The organism is Levilactobacillus lanxiensis (genome assembly GCF_016861655.1).
In the GTDB taxonomy this organism is placed as follows: domain Bacteria; phylum Bacillota; class Bacilli; order Lactobacillales; family Lactobacillaceae; genus Levilactobacillus; species Levilactobacillus lanxiensis.
Window position 1 is genome coordinate 15893 of the sequence record NZ_BOLN01000003.1, and the last position, 17246, is coordinate 33138.

A 17246-nucleotide genomic window follows, 5' to 3' on the forward strand; every position below is an offset into this window, starting at 1 on the left:
AAGGTCAGTGAATAAAAAGAGGCTGATAGGTCACTGAGAATGGGATAGCTTTGGTGGATTAAGGCGACGATGGTAATTATTGAAATATTTTGAAAGTAATGTCTATACATAGGAATTTGAAATCAGGAGGAATTTAGTTATGGATGATAAGCCAAAGTTTGGGGTCAATAGTGTTAGCGATGATACCAAATCAACCAATGATGAAACAGATACGACGACTGAAAAGGTGACAGCTGAGAATGAGACAGAAACCCAGCAACCGCAGTTCGGTACCCAGGCGGCAGTTAACGAGCCGAAGGACCTAGAACACTACGGACATTATGTGACGCGGGTTTTTAAACTCCAACCGGCATCGTTCTGGATAACTCAGTACATTTTCTCGTTCATTGGTCTACTACTCTTTTCGGGCGGTTTTTCAGCGTCAGCAATGAGTCAGTGGGGTTGGTGGTTCATTTTGGACTTTATCCTCTATCCAGTGACGGTTACCGTCTTCAAGGAAATTGGCGGACTCTTTCATAAAGAACCGGGTGCAGTTGCCCGGATCCTATTTGCGACGCCCAACAATAACTCTGATGAATCAAATGGTTCAATGGTGATGATTTACTGGTTCTTCCGCTTCATTTTTTTCATGGTGAAATGGTTAGGCAGCATCATCATTGGGCCAGTGGGATTAATTTACATGAATCATGAAGCAAAAAAGATGAATCTATAAAACGTGTCGGAGTTAGGAGTGTGGCGATGTGAGAAAGCCGATTTTAGTGGGTAAGGGGTTTGGCAAGCATACCTTTGATGAAGCTGTCAAGATGGTAGAAGCCGGTGGCGTGATCGTTTTTGATCCAGGTACCTATACGAACACCGATGGCTACAATATTCAGAATATTCGGATGAGGGGGGATGGCAAGCAGCCCCAAGACGTGCAAATTAACTCACATTTCAGTGTCGCAGAAAATGGCAAGTTTGAGGTCGAGAATATGCAAATTAATTTCACGGCCAATAACAATGTCATCAACGTTCAAGCAAACGGAGAGTTTATTGCTTCTAGAACGATCTTCAATTTAGACACGACGGGTGACGTTCCAACCATCTGGAACCATAACGGCAGTGTGACATTACTGAGCTCTGAGGTTAGACGAAACAGTACGGATAAATATGAAGCCCTAGATGGTGATGGTGGACATTACTTAGTTAAACAATCAATTGTCGATGGTATTTATGTCTTGAATAGTTATCTTAAGGTTGAAACCAGCCAAATCAACGGAAAAATATGGTTGTCAAATGAGGCTGAACTTGAGGGAACCGACGTGTATTTTGATGGTGCTGTTACAGACAATCCATCCGTTAAAGTCTTTGATGGGTCAAAGCTAATCGTAGAGAGCCTAGTTCTCCAATCTGACAGAACGGATGTCTTTGTTGTTCATGGATTCTTAACTAACCAGAAAAATAATATTCAACCGGAGTCTAAACCAGTAATGGTTGTAGCGATGGATGAACAGTCAGAAGTTAGTGTGCCGGATGCAGAAGTGACGGTGGCGACAACTGACGGTGAAGATGACCAGACAAACTCCTACGAGTCAGCAGTCCCCTACGACGCAGAAACTAATGACGACGCAGAGTCGGAACCAACTGAAGAACCAAAGCCAGTCGTCAAAGCCATTGATCAACTGGATGGCATGATTGGGTTGACCAAGGTGAAGGAAGCCGTTCACCGGTTCATGCGAGTTGCTATCTATAATAAGAAGCGCGAAGAACAGGGCCTGCCCAGTGTCAGTCAGTCTTACCATTCGATTTACCTGGGGAATCCTGGGACTGGGAAAACGACGGTCGCGCGGTTGGTTGCCCGCGTCATGCATGATGAGGGAATTCTTCCCAATGATAGTTATCACGAAGTTGCGCGTCAGGACTTGGTCGCCCAAGTTGTTGGGGGAACGGCCAAGCAGACACAGAAAATTTTGCAGGATTCTTTAGGTGGCGTGCTTTTCATTGATGAAGCCTATACGTTGTACCAAGAGGGTGGCGGGACAAACTGGGGTCAAGAAGCCGTGGATACGATTCTGAAATTTATGGAAGACCACCGCAATGACCTCATGATTATCTTCGCCGGCTATACCAAAGAAATGAAAGATTTCATCAATATGAATCCGGGCTTAGAATCGCGCGCACCAAACGTATTTGATTTCCAGGACTATACGCCCAAAGAAATTAGCACGATTGGGGTCAAGCAACTAGAGAGCAAGCAGTTTAAATTCAACCACGAAGCTTACACGGATGCCGTAGAAACAGCCTACAAGAGTAGTGTTGAGAATAGCAATGGTCGTTGGGTTCGTAACTTTAACGAACAATTGGTTCAAATCGTGGCCAATAACTGTATTGATGACCCTGAGCGCGACGTTACCCTGATTTTGGATGATGATATCCATGAACTGGTTGGCGGGGATGATAACGCTAAGGCTGATAAGGTTCAGGCATTACTAGACCAGCTGGACCAATTAGTTGGGCTGGATGATGTCAAAAGCTACATCCATGACTTGGTCGAACGGGTCGCTGTGGAGCGAAAACTGGCTGACAAGTTGCCGGATTCTAAGAAGCCGACGTATCACATGGTCTTCACGGGAAATCCTGGAACTGGGAAAACAACCGTTGCCCGAATCTTGGCACAATTGTTCTATAACCTGGGAATTTTGGAAAAAGACACGGTCATGGAAGTCAGTCGGGCCGACCTAGTGGGTGCGTACATCGGGCACACGGAAAAGAAAACGCGTACAGCTGTCCGGGATGCATTGGGCGGCGTGTTGTTTGTTGATGAAGCTTACCAGTTAACGGCGCAGAATGGTAATGATTTCGGAAAACAGGCTGTGGAAACTTTGATTACAGAACTGGAAAATAATCGGGATAAATTCATTGCGATTTTTGCCGGGTATACGGATCAAATGGAGACCTTCTTAAGCGCTAATCCTGGCTTACGGTCACGCATTCCACTGACACTGAACTTTAGTGATTATACCCCGGACGAAATTGGTGAAATTGTGTATCGGCGTATTTCTCAGAACTGGAAGATTGATGAGTCATTGTTGAAGCATTTGGTGGCGAATAAGTACCAGGGCTTGCCAGCCAATGAGCAGGCGAATGGGCGTTGGGCCCGGAACTTTACGGACAAGCTCATCAGTAACTACAAGAACTGGTTAGTTGATCACCTGGACCGGCCTGATTTGACCGTGATTCCGGATGAGATTTTGCTTGAAGCGATTCGTTAAAGTGAAGGAGCTAAGCTTATGAAGAAGTTGTTAGCACTGGCTGCGATAAGTCTATCGATTGGCCTGCCACTGGCATTGAATGCGCCAACCACGGCTCATGCAGCCAAGTGGCACCAGGGGACGCCCAAGGTGTTGCGTGGCACTTGGGAACGTAACAAGCGGGCAGGTCAAGGTAAGTACGCGTTTAATGCCAAGCTTGGTGTAAAAATCACTAAGAAGGGTCTTAATTCATATTGGATTGGTGATCCGCTTGTATTGGGAAAGATGAAGTACCGCAAGACTAGTCAACATGTCTACGTTCTTAAAGGAATTGAAATGATAAATTCTTTGAAGCCATACCAGGTCCGAATCAGGCGGGTTGGTAATCGATTGAAGTATCAAGAATATCAATTGATTAAAGGCCATGGTCACTATACCAAGGCCACTGCTTGGTTGCCGAAAAAGTAGACTTAGTAAAAAAGCGTATTAATTCAGCTAGCGAATAAGGGAGTGATTGCGTCCGGACGGCGCAGTTTGGAAATCGCTGGTTGATTTTACATAGTGTATGAGTGGATAACTTGTTGATTATATTTACGAAGTTGTTGGGAATAGTTGAAGCCAATTTTTGGAGGGAATAGTTATGAATAAATTTATCGTAAGAACAGCCTTAACTTCAGTCACTGCGCTGGCCTTATTTGGTGGGGCAGACTTGTTGACCAATGGTAATGTGCCCTTGACACAAACGGTGGTTGCCCAGGCGAAGACGGTTAGTCGGAAGCAATTTTTAAGTGATGTGAATGCCGTTCAAAAAGCTGGGTTGATGTCTACTGATACCATTAAGGGAGAGCTGGGGATTTCAACAATCAAGGCCTTTTTAGCAGATCCATTAGCTGCTTATGGGGAGACAAATCCTGAAACGCCAACGATAGCTGGAGCAGTGCTAGACTATCAGAACTTGAATACACCAGGCTATTTTAGAGATCAGGATGCATTTGATCAAGACTACGCCGCGGTCATGTCTTTATACAACCATTTTAAATCTCGGTTGACGAAGAGTGATCAGATTGCCCTGGATACGTATAAGGGTGATGTAGATGCTGTTAAAAATACTGAGAGAGATAATGATTTTAAGTTAAACGATTTTTGTGAAAACTTCTTCTCGGCTCTTGAAGATTATGATGAAAGTGTCACCAAAGTCCAACCAGCAGCCAAAGCTAACAAGGTTTACAGCGTTAAAGCGCGTAAGCAAGGCAAATACGTTGTGGTAACGGGAAAGGTCACCCATAACCGATTGACCAAGTCAGCATTAGCGAAGACTAAGAAGCTGAACCGGGTGAAAGTCACGTCTTACCGTGGTGCTAAGTACCTGAAGATCAGTAAGAATACGTTCAAGATTAAGCTTTATGCGCCTAAGGCCAAAAGTGTTAAAGCCAATGCCGGTGGACTGAACGGTAGCAAGTACGCCTCTATCACCAAGACTGTTAAAGTGGCGGTTCGTTAGTCAGTGATAGCATATGACGATAAGAACAGGTAAGGAGCGCACACGATGAAACGATTTGTTCTACAAATTGGCTTGGTTTTAGCTAGCCTAGGTTTGGGCGGCGTATTCACTGCGAATATAACGCCAACAGCCCAGGCGGCCACAACGCCCAAAAACATGAAAACCTTCCCCAAGAAAATGCGGGGAACTTGGTACTACCGTGATGGGAACAATAACACTAACAGGATGATCTTTACCAAGCACACCCTGAAGAAAGCTATTTTATATGACGGTAAGGTGCAACGCAAATGGACTTATAGATTGGTTGTAAAGAGTAAGAAAATGGGTGATGTGTACTTGAACAAAAATGGTCACGGTTGGTATACGGTCAGTGTGGCCTACACCGATGCATGGACCGATTACAAGCGCGGCACCTACACAATCAAAGGACATAAGTATGCAGCTCTATACACCGGCGCAGTCAGTGTATTAGACCCTGTGCGGAAGAAGGTATCTTTTGACATGGCCATGCACAAAGACCATGGACGCGCTTATACTAAGAAGGTTTCTATTAAAGGCTTACTTTAGTCAAGTCAGCGATAGGTTTTAATTGGAGGTCATAATCATGAGAAAAGTATTTGCTACAGCAGCCGCCGTTGTGTTGGGCCTGACCCTTGGAGCCGTTGCACAACCACAAACTAGTGCTCAAGCAGCTAAGTATCATCAAGGAATGCCTAAGGTTCTGCGCGGTAAGTGGATCATGCCTAAAAACGAGCGTTGGAAATTATCCAATGAAGATGGGGTTTTAAAGCATTTTAAAATCTCAAACAGTAAATTCATTGTGAAACAACCTGATACGAACGACACGTACTTATCACCACGTTACAAGAAGACTTCTAAGGGGCACTACACGGTCTTAACTCACTACAAAAACATTAGTACCATTGTAAAGGGACGGGTATTCAGGGATAAAAAGAACGTTAAAATGCACTTCGTTCTGAAGAAAGGTCTATTGAGTATTAAAGGTAACAATAGTCTCTCTGGGTTCCATTATCAGCGTGTTAAGTAAGGGGCAAGCACATGAATCGATTAGTGATTAAGGGTGGACTCATTTTAGCCAGTCTAAGCGTTGGTATGGTGGCGATGCAGACGCGCATTTCAACACCTGCTGCGGCCGCTAAAACGGTGACAACGTTTCCTAAGAAGATGCGTGGCACCTGGTATTACCGGGATGCCGAGCACTATCGCTACAAGACGACCTTTACCAAGCGGGCGATGAAACTGACTACTTGGCACTACGGCAAGTCTCAAGGCACGTCGACTTACAAGCTGGTTAAGAGTTTCACAACGAAACATGCGGTAAACCTGACTAGCAATGGTCACGGATGGTACACCGTTTCCTGGACCAACAGTAATATGTGGAAGAGCTACAAGCGCGGTACCTACACCCTCAAAGGTCATAAGTACGCGGCACTGTACACCGGGATGGTCGGTGTGGCGGGACCGATGGGTAAAAAGGCCTCATTTGCTGCGGCCATGCATCAAGACCGGGCCCACGTGTATACCAAGAAGGTTGCCATTAAAGGATTACGTTAAGCAAGACACAAAGAGTTGGTGGATGACAGTCGAGTTGTCCCCAACTTATTTGTGTGAAAGATAAAGCCGCAAAGATAGTGACTCTGGTTTTAGATGACTATTTTTGCGGCTGACATTACCGAATAGAAAAGGATAAGGAGTCATCTTATGAAGAACACACGAGGTCTATCTATTAGTAAGATAGTGGGCCAGCTGCTGATTATTGGCGTTACCTTTGGTGTAGTTGGGGCTGGTTCTGTTGGTAACAAGCATGAAACGGTGGTCGCACAAGCTAAGAGCGCCACTTTCCATAAGGGCGGCCACTTGTGGTATCGCGGTTCAGGGAAACATGGCATGAATGTTGAGGTCATGCCCAAGAAAGTTCACGCCAATAGTCATGGTAGTTATAAGATTCCAAAGAATAAGACAAGCCACTTTCGGTTATACACAGTTACCGGGATGCCGGTAATTCCTGCTAAGAAGACAGGCTATGCTGCCCCTGCATTTACTGGTCAGTGGGATCAGATTACCACGGGTGCTTGGGGAAATGATCAAGACTTTAAGCACTTACCTAAGATTATTCAAAAGTTTTGGGGTAAACGCTATATGGCAACGTCTCGAGGGGATACGTTGGTTCAGTATCAAGGGACACCAATCAAGACGTTTAACTTACCGACTGTTCACGGGACTGTGCTCAAGTATCAAACCGATGATGGGTTCGGAGGTAATACGATTGTCGTGCCTTCCAGCCAGGCTGATACAGATCTGACGAAAAACACGGTTCAGCCGCTAGTGACTGCAAAGTCATTTAAATATATGGACAAGCAATCGTTCTACTATACGTGGGGTGTTGCCGATAAGTTACAGAAAATGGCTAAAGGATATCATTATCCGATCATTAATGCTTTCGCGCGAACGCATCCAAAAGGTTTTAAATCATTGTGGCCTAAAAATAGTCAATGGGTTCAAAACAGCAGCGATGGCTTAGCTGATTTATATTATCACGTAGATGAGAAGACACAAACCGTTAAATTTAGCGTTTATCCGGAGAAGCCTGGGCATTATGTTTTTAAGTTTTATATTATGGCAACGGATAGTCGTGGTGAGTTATTAGAAGGCCAATCACCTATTGAACAAATTGGCAAACAAGAAGTGGACATTACCCGTGGAAAAACCACGACTGTTAGTGAAAATCAGTATGACAAATTACTTGATGCTGACAGTTATTGACTGAGTAACGCAGGTTTTTTAACAATTAATCGTTATTTGTGAAGATGCCAGGATAATGAAAATTATTGTGGCGATGTGAAGGGGAGTTAAACACATGAAAAAATTTTGGATAACTTTGACGTTGTTACTGACGATGGTTGGTGGGTTAACGCTGATTAATACTAATCCGGTGACAGCGCAAGCGGTGACGAAGCATTATACGGTCGTTCCAAAGACCTTGCGAGGCCATTGGCGGCATTACGATAAAAAGAAGAAATCCTACGATAAAGTTATTTTTACCAAGTGGGAGGTTAAGAGCCAGACAGCCGGTAAAAAGAACTGGTTTAGTCTATCGGGTAAGACGTTTAAGGTGGCTAAACGAGCTAAAGAGAAACGTCTGTGGCATAGCGACTTATCAGTTACAAAACTTGGTAAGCATCAGACCTATGCTGTAGGTCAGAGTTATACAGATATGTTGGCAAGCTGGCAGCGAGTCAAGCGGAACGGTAAAACTGCATTACGCTGCACACCAGCTTCACCGGCTCAAAAAGTCTCGTCTACTTACTACTATGGCTATTAGTCGTTTGAGAAGACAGGAGGACAAGTCATGAAGCATTTAAAATGGTTCGTACTTATGGTCGCGTTGGTGGGTGGATTATATCTGTTTCCACAAACGGCGTCGGCCAAGGTCTACCACTATAATCCCAAGTCCATTCGCGGGACGTGGTACAACAATACGAACGGGAAAAACTATCGTCAGTATTACATTAAGACACGTGTGACCAAGTATCACGTGTACGTGTCGGATGGGCCTAAAGGGCAAACGCCAGATTATCGTTTTCACACCAAGAAGCACACCTACAGTTTTAATCATGGTAAGAAGAGTCAGCGACTACACGTTTATAAGGTAGAACAAGGATTTTATGAAATTACGGCCGGAAAGGCTAAATACCTCAAGTTCCCATCGCAAAAGTATCATTACAAAAAGATTATTAAATACTGGGTTTTCATCGGCCGCCCAACGTATCACAAGCTACGGGGCAAGAACTACCGGGTCATGGAACAGTTCGTACACAACGCGTCCGCGCCCTATCAACGTTGGTACTCCTACCAATACCCGAAAATCATTAAGTCACCTGGGACGTCATACAGTAACCAGAGGAAGCTTTAAGCGACAGTGATTAGCGAGATTATTCAGTAATGGGAGATGCTTAGAAATGAAACGAAAGACAATTACAACCGTCGGCATCATTACAGCCACGCTATCAGTTGGTTTGGTTACCTTGAACGCTAGTGAAAATACGGGAGCAGCTTTAGCCAAGACTAAGGCTGTGAAAATCGTAAAGACTAAGAAACTGAGTGGAAAAGCTTACCGGGCCAAGAAGGGTTATCTCTATAAGAATAAGCAGTTGACCAAGAAGTCCTGGTCGTTGAAGCATCACCGGAAGACCACATTCTATGCCAAAAAGCAGGTCACTGTGAAGAAGCCTAATGGAAAAAAGGCCATTTACTTCTACGTGGTCACGAAGAACCATCGGACTAAGGGATACGTTTGGCGAGGAAATCTGAAACGGTATGTGGTAAAGAAGTCCAAGAAAGCCACTACAACCAAGAAAGTCGTTGCCAAGCCAACGGTGACCAAGACTGAATTGCAGTCACTGATTAATCAGTCGCCGGATTTAGATCCAACTGGCAAGCTGTTGTCTTTGAGTAAGAAAGACTATCAGACATACGATGACCTTTTTGATACGAATTTTAATTTGACGAACTTTAGTGATACTGGCGTTTTTAAACACCATCAAGCCAAATTATATGTAAAAGATTCCGCAATGAATGCAAGTGTTGCTGTTGCTATTAAGAAATGGAACGATGCACTTGGTAAAACGGTATTTACATTAGGGACACAGGGGAACCATACGATGACGGTCAAGCTGGGTAACAACCAGGAAAACGACCAGGAAGATAATTGGATAGGACTGTATGATAGGAAAACGGTTCTTATCGATCAAACGGACTTTAATGACGTTGATGTTGGCAACTCAAGCACGGCTGACCCAGACTTGAAACAACAATATGAGTCCCTGGGAGATCAAGTAAAGCAGAATAAGGATAAGTATGACGCGCAGAAGGCTAGCATTTCTGCAAGTTACCAATCGCAATTTAGTGAAATAAATCAGAAGGTTAGTCAGGCTACGGCGGCGGAAAGAACGGCTTTGACGGCTCAACGTAAGCAATTAGCGGTACAGAAACGGGCGGCATTGCGAACACTACAGGATGCTTATAGTCAAAAGGATACGGTTTTAAGAAGTCAAAGAAGTAAAGTCTTAAAGCAACTGATTAGTAAGCAGCATACCAACTTTATTGGTGCTGTAATCATGCATGAATTGGGTCATTCGTTAGGATTGGATCATACGCCCTATTTAGCAGATATGCTTTTTGCTAATGGTAACTTACAGGGTAAGTACACGTCGGCCAACGTTAAATATCCTTGGGAGGAATTCAAGGGTCCAGAGGTCAAACAGGGGATAGACACTGGAATCCTGTCGCAACGAGACATTGACCGGGCAAAGCTGACGGAACAGTTAGGATACTGGTAAGTGAAAGGAAGCACGACAATGAAAAAAATGAAATGGTTACTGACTGCGTTACTAATGTTAGGCGTCGCAGTGTTACTAATTAATGCAACCCCAACCACGGCCAATGCGGCTACAGTTAACGGGATGCCTAAAGCGTTGCGGCACGTCTGGATTCGGGGTCGGTATAAAACCAAGATTACGAAATATCATATTTACTGGGCACCTAAGGGCACGCGTTACGTTAGTCAGATTTCGTTTAAAAAGGTTCTCAAGAGCGGCAATAAGTATACCGTTAAGCGGTTGGATTTATTCGAGCAGACCCCGTACTGGATTAAAGGGCACAAGATGTATCACGGCCTACCAGGAGATAGTAATGATCCGGTGACTGTTTGGCATCGGTAATTTCTGAGGGATGGTTGTGAAATACTTAAGCTTTTTTCTTCAAAATAATGAGGTGGAAATTGTGAAACAAATGGTTAAAAAACTATTGCTGACCAGTCTCGCTGTCATGGCAGGATGCTTCTTGATCGTGACGACGGCCTCGGCCAACACGCATACGTACAAGGATAAAACGACGCGTGCCACGGTGACAGTTACCAAGAAGAAAGGCAAGGTCACCGCAATTGTTTATCAGTTGAAAGACACTAGCAAATTCAGCAAGCGTTATCGGAAGCGGACAAAATTTTATACCAAGATGACGATTAAGAAAGGGTCACAGCCCTATTTGATTCGGAAAAATCATAAAGGAACGGTGACTTTCAATCGTAAGATGTCCAAATGGGACTCAAAGTACCCAACGGAACAGACTAATCCAGTGCGTGGGATGACGTCCGATGGAACCACAGCCATTTTTATGAATGTGAGTTATTTTGGCAAGCTGAAGGCCAAAAAATATCACAACGTTGCGGCGCATTTTAGTTGGTGGTGGAATACGCTTCCCGGCTACCTCCCTAAGGATAATCCGGATGGAGATGCAATCGTCTTGAACAATGGCAAAGTGTTGTTTGAAGACTACAAGCTGAGTAAAAAATTACCAGACTAAAAATATAGGTGAAGGGGGTTCAATGGACCCTCTTTTTCTTTGCCAACAGTCACTTAACAAGGAGGATTTCTATGTCAGAGTCACCAGCCCAACATCCGGGACGAACCTGGTTGTGGCAACACGCGTTTCTTTTAATTGTGATTGCGCTGTCTTTTTTAGCGGCGCTACCGCAGCTTACCAGTCACTCGGTTATTCTCGGTGTCGATGGGCTCTTTCACTTTAACCGGTTCTACGACGTTGCCACGCAGCTAAAACAGCTGAATTTCCATTACTTTGTCGCGCCCTATGAGTATCAGGGGATGGGTCGGATGGTCAATGCCATCTATGGGCCGTTTGCCGCGGGATTCAATGGCGCCTTACTTCTGCTGGCAGGTAACTACGTGAAATACCAAGTCCTGTCTCGCGTCGTCCTCAGCGCAGTCGCCGCCGAATGCATGTACGTGGCGCTCCGCCGGTGTCGGGTCACTAACCTGACAGCACAGGCGATTGCCATTCTTTATCCGTTTACTTATCAAATTATTATGTGGAACATCCGTCAGTCCTTCATGAGCTGGGGCGCGGCGTTGATGCCTTTAGGCGTGATCGTTGGGGTACGGATGATTGAAAATCGCGAGCACCCGGTCAACGTTTGGCAGATGGCAATTGTGATGGCGCTGTTAACACAGACCCATTTGATTTCAGCCGCGCAAATTGCACTGATGCTGTTCGTTTACGCGATTATTGCCCTGTTTCGTCTACCAAATCGGCGTGATTTTCTCTTGAAAATTGGGCAGGCCATCCTGCTGTACCTGGTTCTATGTGCCAACGTGATTGCCGGCATGGTAGAAGTCTTTATGGGCAACCGAATCTTGGGCGTCGGTCAGGTCAAAGACCCCAGCAGAAAGGCGTTTAACGTCCTGGTCCTGCATCGCTCACGCTATCTGATTCTGGTGGTGCTGGTCGCCAGTGTGATCATTCTCTTGATTGGTTGGCGCAAATTAAGCTTCTCGACCAAGGTGACGGCGAGTCTCGGTGCTGGCTTCTATGTAATCTCGTCGGTGCTCTTGCCCTGGAATGCCATTTTTCATTTACTGCCAGCCATCAGTTTTATCCAGTTTCCCTCGCGGTTTATGGCGGTGGGGACGGTGCTATTGCTGGTCGCTGATGGTCAATTGCTATCAACGACAATCCTGGGTCGTGGGTGGAATGGCCTGCTGCGACTAGGGATTGCCGGGTTAGGTGTTCTCCTAATTGCCGTCAATGGCTACTCAACCCTGCGGCATACGCAACAACTTTTTGCGGTTCCACGTGCCATTTATCCAGCACGGACGTACTCCGCTAAGGAACTGGAAAACCTGCGGACAGCCTTTAACAGCTCTAATCTCGCTAAGCCATTAACGCTCGCGACTAAATCAACACCGGACTATTTGCCCCTTCAGCCGAACTACAAACCGACTGATAATGTTTTCGCGGCGTATGAGGAACTAGATCACGTGCTTTACCACCGTAATGGTCCGCACCTGTACCAAACGATTGGGCGGCAGACCACAACGCTTCGGTGGACGGGCACGAAAGCCCAGTCATTGACGTTACCAGTCGCCATGTACCGCAACACGCAAGCGACGCTAAACAGGCACGCTTTTCAGTACCGCAACAATCCCAAGCAGACGTTACGTTTGGCAACGGTTCAGAGTCGTGCTGGTCAGAATACGTTTACCTTTCATTATCAGCCGCGCTTGCTTTCCCGGTTGCTGTTGTGGGTTGCGACACTTGGCTGGATAGGGACTTTGGTTTGGTGGTGGCGGTCACGATTGACCAACAGCAAAAAGTTCTGACCTTTTAACCAATCTTTTGACCTTTAATCAAATTAATTGACCTTTCTGCTGATGAGAACTATTATATTTTCAATATAAAAGCCGGTATTAAAGCGATAAGACGAATAAATTAGCACTCTATCATCGTGAGTGCTAATTACTTGCAATCCTGACTAATCCTGACTATTATAGATAATGTAATCAAGCAAAGCAGAAAGGGGTTATTGATTATGACTAATGATGTTATGAACCGGAACTTTGATTTCTTTGATCCAATGAATTTCTTTAACGAAGTGGGGAACCTGGGACGCGACATGTTTAGCGGCGATGGCTCTATGAAGACGGATGTTGTGGAACACGATAAGGACTACGTGGTTACGGCCGAAATGCCTGGCTTCAAGAAGGAAGACATTCACGTCGATTACCGCGACGATACCCTGAGAATTTCTGGGAAGTCCGAGGTCAACCAGTCAGCTAAGGATGACGATGGCCGGATTCTCCGTCAAGAACGTAGCAGTCAAAACGTTGCGCGTTCCTTCTACCTGCCAAGCATTGACTTGGATAACGTTCAAGCCAAGTACGTTGAAGGCGTTCTGACCTTGACGTTGCCAAAGCAAACCAAGGTTGAAGACAATCATAAGATCAGCATCGACTAATTTAATCGACATTAATGAAGCCCACTGGCCACGATTGACGTGGTTGGTGGGCTTTTTGCTGGGTAGCCAATTTCTATGAGAAAAAGCCAACTTATCACACGAAAAATTTAGCCTCCTGTTAGGGAATTACCACGGGAATGTATTGTCTCTCATCTAAAATAAATAAAGCGCCTACAATTGGGCAGTCTATAATAATTGGGGAGACAATAATGGCTGATAATAATAACACTAAAATCACCTTAATGGCCTTAGTCATGATGATCTTTACGACCGTCTTCGGCTTTGCCAACAGTACGGTGGCCTATTTCTTAATGGGTTACTCGTCGATTCTATTTTACTTAGCAGCGGCAATCCTATTCTTTATTCCATTTGCCTTAATGATGGCGGAATATGGGGCCGCCATCAAATCCGACGAAGGGAGTGGGATGTACCAGTGGTTGGACCGCAGTGTGAACTCAGAGTTCGCCTTCATCGGGACCTTCATGTGGTTCGCGTCCTACATCATCTGGTTGGTTTCCACCTCTGCGAAGGTTTGGATTCCCTTTACCACGACCTTCTTCGGGCGTGATCAAACGCAAAACTTCGCCTTCGCCGGCTTAAATGCCACGCAGGTCATCGGGATTCTATCCTGCCTGTGGATGGTGCTGGTGACCTGGGTCTCCATCAAAGGGGTCAAGGGAATCGTGCGGATCACCAGCCTCGGTGGCTTAGCCGTCATGAGCTTAAACGCCATCTTGCTGGTCGTTTCCGGTGTCGTCTTGGCGTTGCAGCACGGTCAGTTTGCACAACCACTGAGCACCTTCTTACATTCACCACATCCCAGCTACCAACAGCCAATGGGCATCATGAGTTTCGCCGTATTTGCCATCTTCGCTTATGGGGGACTGGAAGTCTTGGGGGGCATGGTTGATAAAACCAAGAACCCAGAAAAGACGTTCCCGAAGGCCATTGTCATCTCGGCCGTCGTAATCACGTTGGGCTATGCGATTGGGATTCTTTGCTGGGGAATTAGCACGAACTGGCAAAAGGTGCTGTCCGACCCAACCACGAACATGGGAAACATTAGTTACGTTATGATGCGGAATCTGGGGGATACCTTGGGTGAAGCCATGGGCCTGAGCGCTGCCACGAGTACCACGATTGGTCTGTGGTTCGCCCGTTACACTGGTTTGGGCATGTTCTTAGCCTACTCTGGGGCCTTCTTCACGTTGACCTATTCACCGCTGAAGACGCTGATCATGGGGACGCCAAAGTCCATGTGGCCGAAGAAGTTTACCAAATTGAACGATAACGACATGCCAAGCTACGCCATGATGTTGCAATGTGCCGTCGTTATCGTCATCATTCTGGTGGCCTCCTTTGCCTCGAGCGATGCCTCAGCCTTCTACAATATTTTGACGCTGATGGCGAACGTTTCCATGACGTTGCCATACCTGTTCCTGGTCTACGCCTTTCCAAAATTCAAGCACAACCGCGACATCGTCAAGCCATTTGAAGTCTACAAATCACCGGCCTGGACGACCGTCATCAGTTGGGTCGTCTTCCTCGTGGTCTTGGGGGCCAACGTCTTCACGCTGCTCCAACCAATCTTGGAAAATGGCGACGTTCAAAGTACGATTTGGATGCTGGTTGGGCCAATCCTGTTCGGCCTAATGGGTGTCATCTGGTACCAAGTCCGTAAACACAAACAAGCGGAGAACTAAGTTAGTTTGTGCTGGTCGCCACTGGCCGCCAGGAACTCCGTCTGCTGTGGGGACCGCCTCCAGCCAAGGAGCGGTCTTCCGGCTCGCTTTGAAGCCGCGAAAGGCACGCGTCTCCAAAGTCGTCCCATGCTGTAGGTCGGCCAAAAACGCCAACCAACACCATCGACACAGCTGACTCCGTTCCTGGCTGCCTGCAGCTGATAAGGTGTGCTAAAGGCACCGCTAGTTTATCTTTACGGACTCGTTATGCTAAGGTTTGTGGCACGGGTTAAAACTTAAAAGTGTAAAAGAAAATGCAATCAACGTCCTCATCAATTGAGAACGCTGATTGCATTTTTAGCATACATGATTAAGTCGCCACCGAAGCGCTACTAGGTTTAAACGCGTGTGAGCCGCAGGGTTGGTGAAAATGGATCGGTTGTGGGAGTGACCAGAGGCGAGCCAAGGCGACCAGCTGTGTCGATGGTCTTAACTGAGCGATTTTCTCAGTTTAGAGCATGGGACAACCTTTGAGACCGCACCTCAGGCTCAAAGTTGAGGTGGAAGCCCGCTTCTCAGGCTGGAACCGGCCCCACAGCAGGGCTCCTTGAGCTCACCGCCGGGAACGGACGCAACACGGCCCAGTTTTCACCAGCCCGGAGGCGCAGCACCCACGCAGTTTAACCCTAGTACTGCTTGCCGGTTTCGTAGACGATTTCGGGTTCGTTCCCCGTCCGCTCATTCTTATTCAGAATGTCGATCATGGTCATTTCGTCAATGTCTAAGTCGAAATCAAAGATATCGGCGTTTTCCTTGATGCGGTCGGGATGGGTGGACTTGGGAATCGTCACCAATTCGTGTTGGAGTTCCCACCGCAAAACGATTTGGGCGACGGACTTGTTGTGGTGCTTGGCCATCTTGGTCAGCATTGGGTTGTCTAAAACCACGCGCCGGCCTAATGGGCTCCAGGCTTCCGTGACGATTTTCTTTTCTTGGTCGTAGTCGAACAGTGCCTGTTGGTTTAAGTAAGGGTGGTATTCCACCTGATTAACGACGGGCATTTCCTTGGCCTGGGTGGCGAGCAACTCCAGGTGGGCAATGGTGTAGTTGGAGACCCCGATGGATTTGACCTTGCCGTCAGCCTTCAGTTGTTCCATGGCCTTCCAGGTGTCAAAGAAGTGTTCACGAACGGGCCAGTGAACCAGTAAGAGGTCCAAGTAATCAGTCTGTAAACGTTTGAGTGAGCCTTCCACGGCCTTCATCGTCCGGTCGTAACCCTGAACGACTTCGGCGACCTTGCTGGTCAGGAAAAAGCCTTCACGGGGCAAGCCAAGTTGGTGCAGGGTGGGGCCGAGGATGTCCTCGTTGCGGTAGAGCATTGCCGTGTCAAACATGCGGTAACCGGCGTTCCAGGCCGCGTCAATCGACTGGTTCATGGTTTCTTGATCGCCGATTTTGTAGGTCCCAAACCCCATGACCGGCATGCGGTTGCCATCGGCCAGTTTGAGTGTATCCGTAATCTTGGTGGGTGGTGTCATAAAATAGTTCCTCCTTGACGGCAGATACCGTCAGTCATTGTTGGTGTGAGGCACTGGGCCAGACACGCGTATACCTTCCATTTTAGGCTATCTAACGCTAAATGACAACGCTTACTGCTGGCGGTGAAAGACGTCGTACAGATTGATACTAGCTTCCAATAACATCCCAAACGTCATGAGCCACATGGCCAGCATATCTTGGTGGGCTAACATACAGCCAAGCAGGATAATGTAGAGAATAAATAGAATAACCGCTGATGATTTGTGATTCAAAATATTACTCCCTTTGAAGAATTTAAGTAAAAATGCGTTAACGAATGCTACCAATTTCATTGTAGTCTTCCCCGGCACAAAAGGTTACTATCGTTCCCATTAGAAATGCTTGCGTTTCTCTAAAAGATTGCGTAGAACTGAACGAATTAGGCGCCTGAACCCCCTAATTTCTAGTACAATGAAGGTGTATTC

The 17246-nt window shown here is 46.3% G+C and carries 18 protein-coding genes; 16 read left to right on the forward strand and 2 right to left on the reverse strand.

The features are described 5' to 3' along the window. Window positions 1-139 precede the first annotated feature (139 nt). From JUF22_RS04170 to yjeM, 16 genes are all read left to right on the forward strand, one after another. On the forward strand, window positions 140-712 hold the full coding sequence (locus JUF22_RS04170) for a hypothetical protein (protein WP_203643733.1): 573 nt from the start codon (window positions 140-142) through the stop codon (window positions 710-712). Window positions 713-740: 28 nt separating this feature from the next. Next, complete coding sequence (locus tag JUF22_RS04175) at window positions 741-3251, forward strand: AAA family ATPase (RefSeq protein ID WP_203643742.1); 2511 nt, start codon at window positions 741-743, stop codon at window positions 3249-3251. A gap of 18 nt (window positions 3252-3269) precedes the next feature. After that, window positions 3270-3698, forward strand: a complete 429-nt coding sequence (locus tag JUF22_RS04180; protein WP_203643745.1) for a hypothetical protein — start codon at window positions 3270-3272, stop codon at window positions 3696-3698. A gap of 172 nt (window positions 3699-3870) precedes the next feature. Continuing rightward, window positions 3871-4731, forward strand: a complete 861-nt coding sequence (locus tag JUF22_RS04185) for a hypothetical protein (RefSeq protein ID WP_203643747.1) — start codon at window positions 3871-3873, stop codon at window positions 4729-4731. A gap of 45 nt (window positions 4732-4776) precedes the next feature. Further along, window positions 4777-5298, forward strand: a complete 522-nt coding sequence (locus tag JUF22_RS04190) for a hypothetical protein (protein ID WP_203643749.1) — start codon at window positions 4777-4779, stop codon at window positions 5296-5298. Window positions 5299-5335: 37 nt separating this feature from the next. After that, a complete protein-coding gene (locus JUF22_RS04195; RefSeq protein ID WP_203643751.1) occupies window positions 5336-5779 on the forward strand; it encodes a hypothetical protein in 444 nt (147 codons plus the stop codon). 11 nt (window positions 5780-5790) lie between these two features. Next, window positions 5791-6306, forward strand: a complete 516-nt coding sequence (locus JUF22_RS04200) for a hypothetical protein (RefSeq protein WP_203643753.1) — start codon at window positions 5791-5793, stop codon at window positions 6304-6306. Between the two features lie 147 nt (window positions 6307-6453). Then, entirely contained in the window at window positions 6454-7515 is a 1062-nt protein-coding gene (locus JUF22_RS04205; RefSeq protein WP_203643754.1) for a hypothetical protein, read from the forward strand. A 94-nt stretch (window positions 7516-7609) separates the two neighbouring features. Continuing rightward, entirely contained in the window at window positions 7610-8074 is a 465-nt protein-coding gene (locus tag JUF22_RS04210; protein WP_203643756.1) for a hypothetical protein, read from the forward strand. A gap of 27 nt (window positions 8075-8101) precedes the next feature. After that, window positions 8102-8665, forward strand: a complete 564-nt coding sequence (locus tag JUF22_RS04215) for a hypothetical protein (RefSeq protein ID WP_203643758.1) — start codon at window positions 8102-8104, stop codon at window positions 8663-8665. Window positions 8666-8711: 46 nt separating this feature from the next. Further along, window positions 8712-10091, forward strand: coding sequence for a zinc metalloprotease (locus JUF22_RS04220; RefSeq protein WP_203643760.1), 1380 nt, complete (start codon window positions 8712-8714; stop codon window positions 10089-10091). Window positions 10092-10109: 18 nt separating this feature from the next. Beyond that, a complete protein-coding gene (locus JUF22_RS04225) occupies window positions 10110-10472 on the forward strand; it encodes a hypothetical protein (RefSeq protein WP_203643762.1) in 363 nt (120 codons plus the stop codon). Window positions 10473-10542: 70 nt separating this feature from the next. Continuing rightward, entirely contained in the window at window positions 10543-11112 is a 570-nt protein-coding gene (locus tag JUF22_RS04230) for a hypothetical protein (protein WP_203643764.1), read from the forward strand. Between the two features lie 71 nt (window positions 11113-11183). Continuing rightward, complete coding sequence (locus tag JUF22_RS04235; protein WP_203643766.1) at window positions 11184-12926, forward strand: putative glycosyltransferase family protein; 1743 nt, start codon at window positions 11184-11186, stop codon at window positions 12924-12926. A 209-nt stretch (window positions 12927-13135) separates the two neighbouring features. Next, window positions 13136-13561 carry an Hsp20/alpha crystallin family protein gene (locus tag JUF22_RS04240; RefSeq protein ID WP_203643768.1) on the forward strand — a complete coding sequence of 142 codons (426 nt, stop codon included), beginning with the start codon at window positions 13136-13138 and terminating at the stop codon, window positions 13559-13561. 209 nt (window positions 13562-13770) lie between these two features. Further along, window positions 13771-15264: a glutamate/gamma-aminobutyrate family transporter YjeM gene (gene yjeM, locus JUF22_RS04245; RefSeq protein WP_203643770.1), complete on the forward strand. Its 1494-nt coding sequence runs from the start codon at window positions 13771-13773 to the stop codon at window positions 15262-15264. Between the two features lie 665 nt (window positions 15265-15929). On the opposite strand, the gene JUF22_RS04250 is transcribed toward yjeM, so the two are convergent. Both JUF22_RS04250 and JUF22_RS04255 read right to left on the reverse strand, forming a co-directional pair. After that, complete coding sequence (locus tag JUF22_RS04250) at window positions 15930-16781, reverse strand: aldo/keto reductase (RefSeq protein WP_203643778.1); 852 nt, start codon at window positions 16779-16781, stop codon at window positions 15930-15932. Window positions 16782-16892: 111 nt separating this feature from the next. Further along, window positions 16893-17114, reverse strand: a complete 222-nt coding sequence (locus JUF22_RS04255) for a hypothetical protein (protein ID WP_203644347.1) — start codon at window positions 17112-17114, stop codon at window positions 16893-16895. Between the last annotated feature and the right edge of the window lie 132 nt (window positions 17115-17246).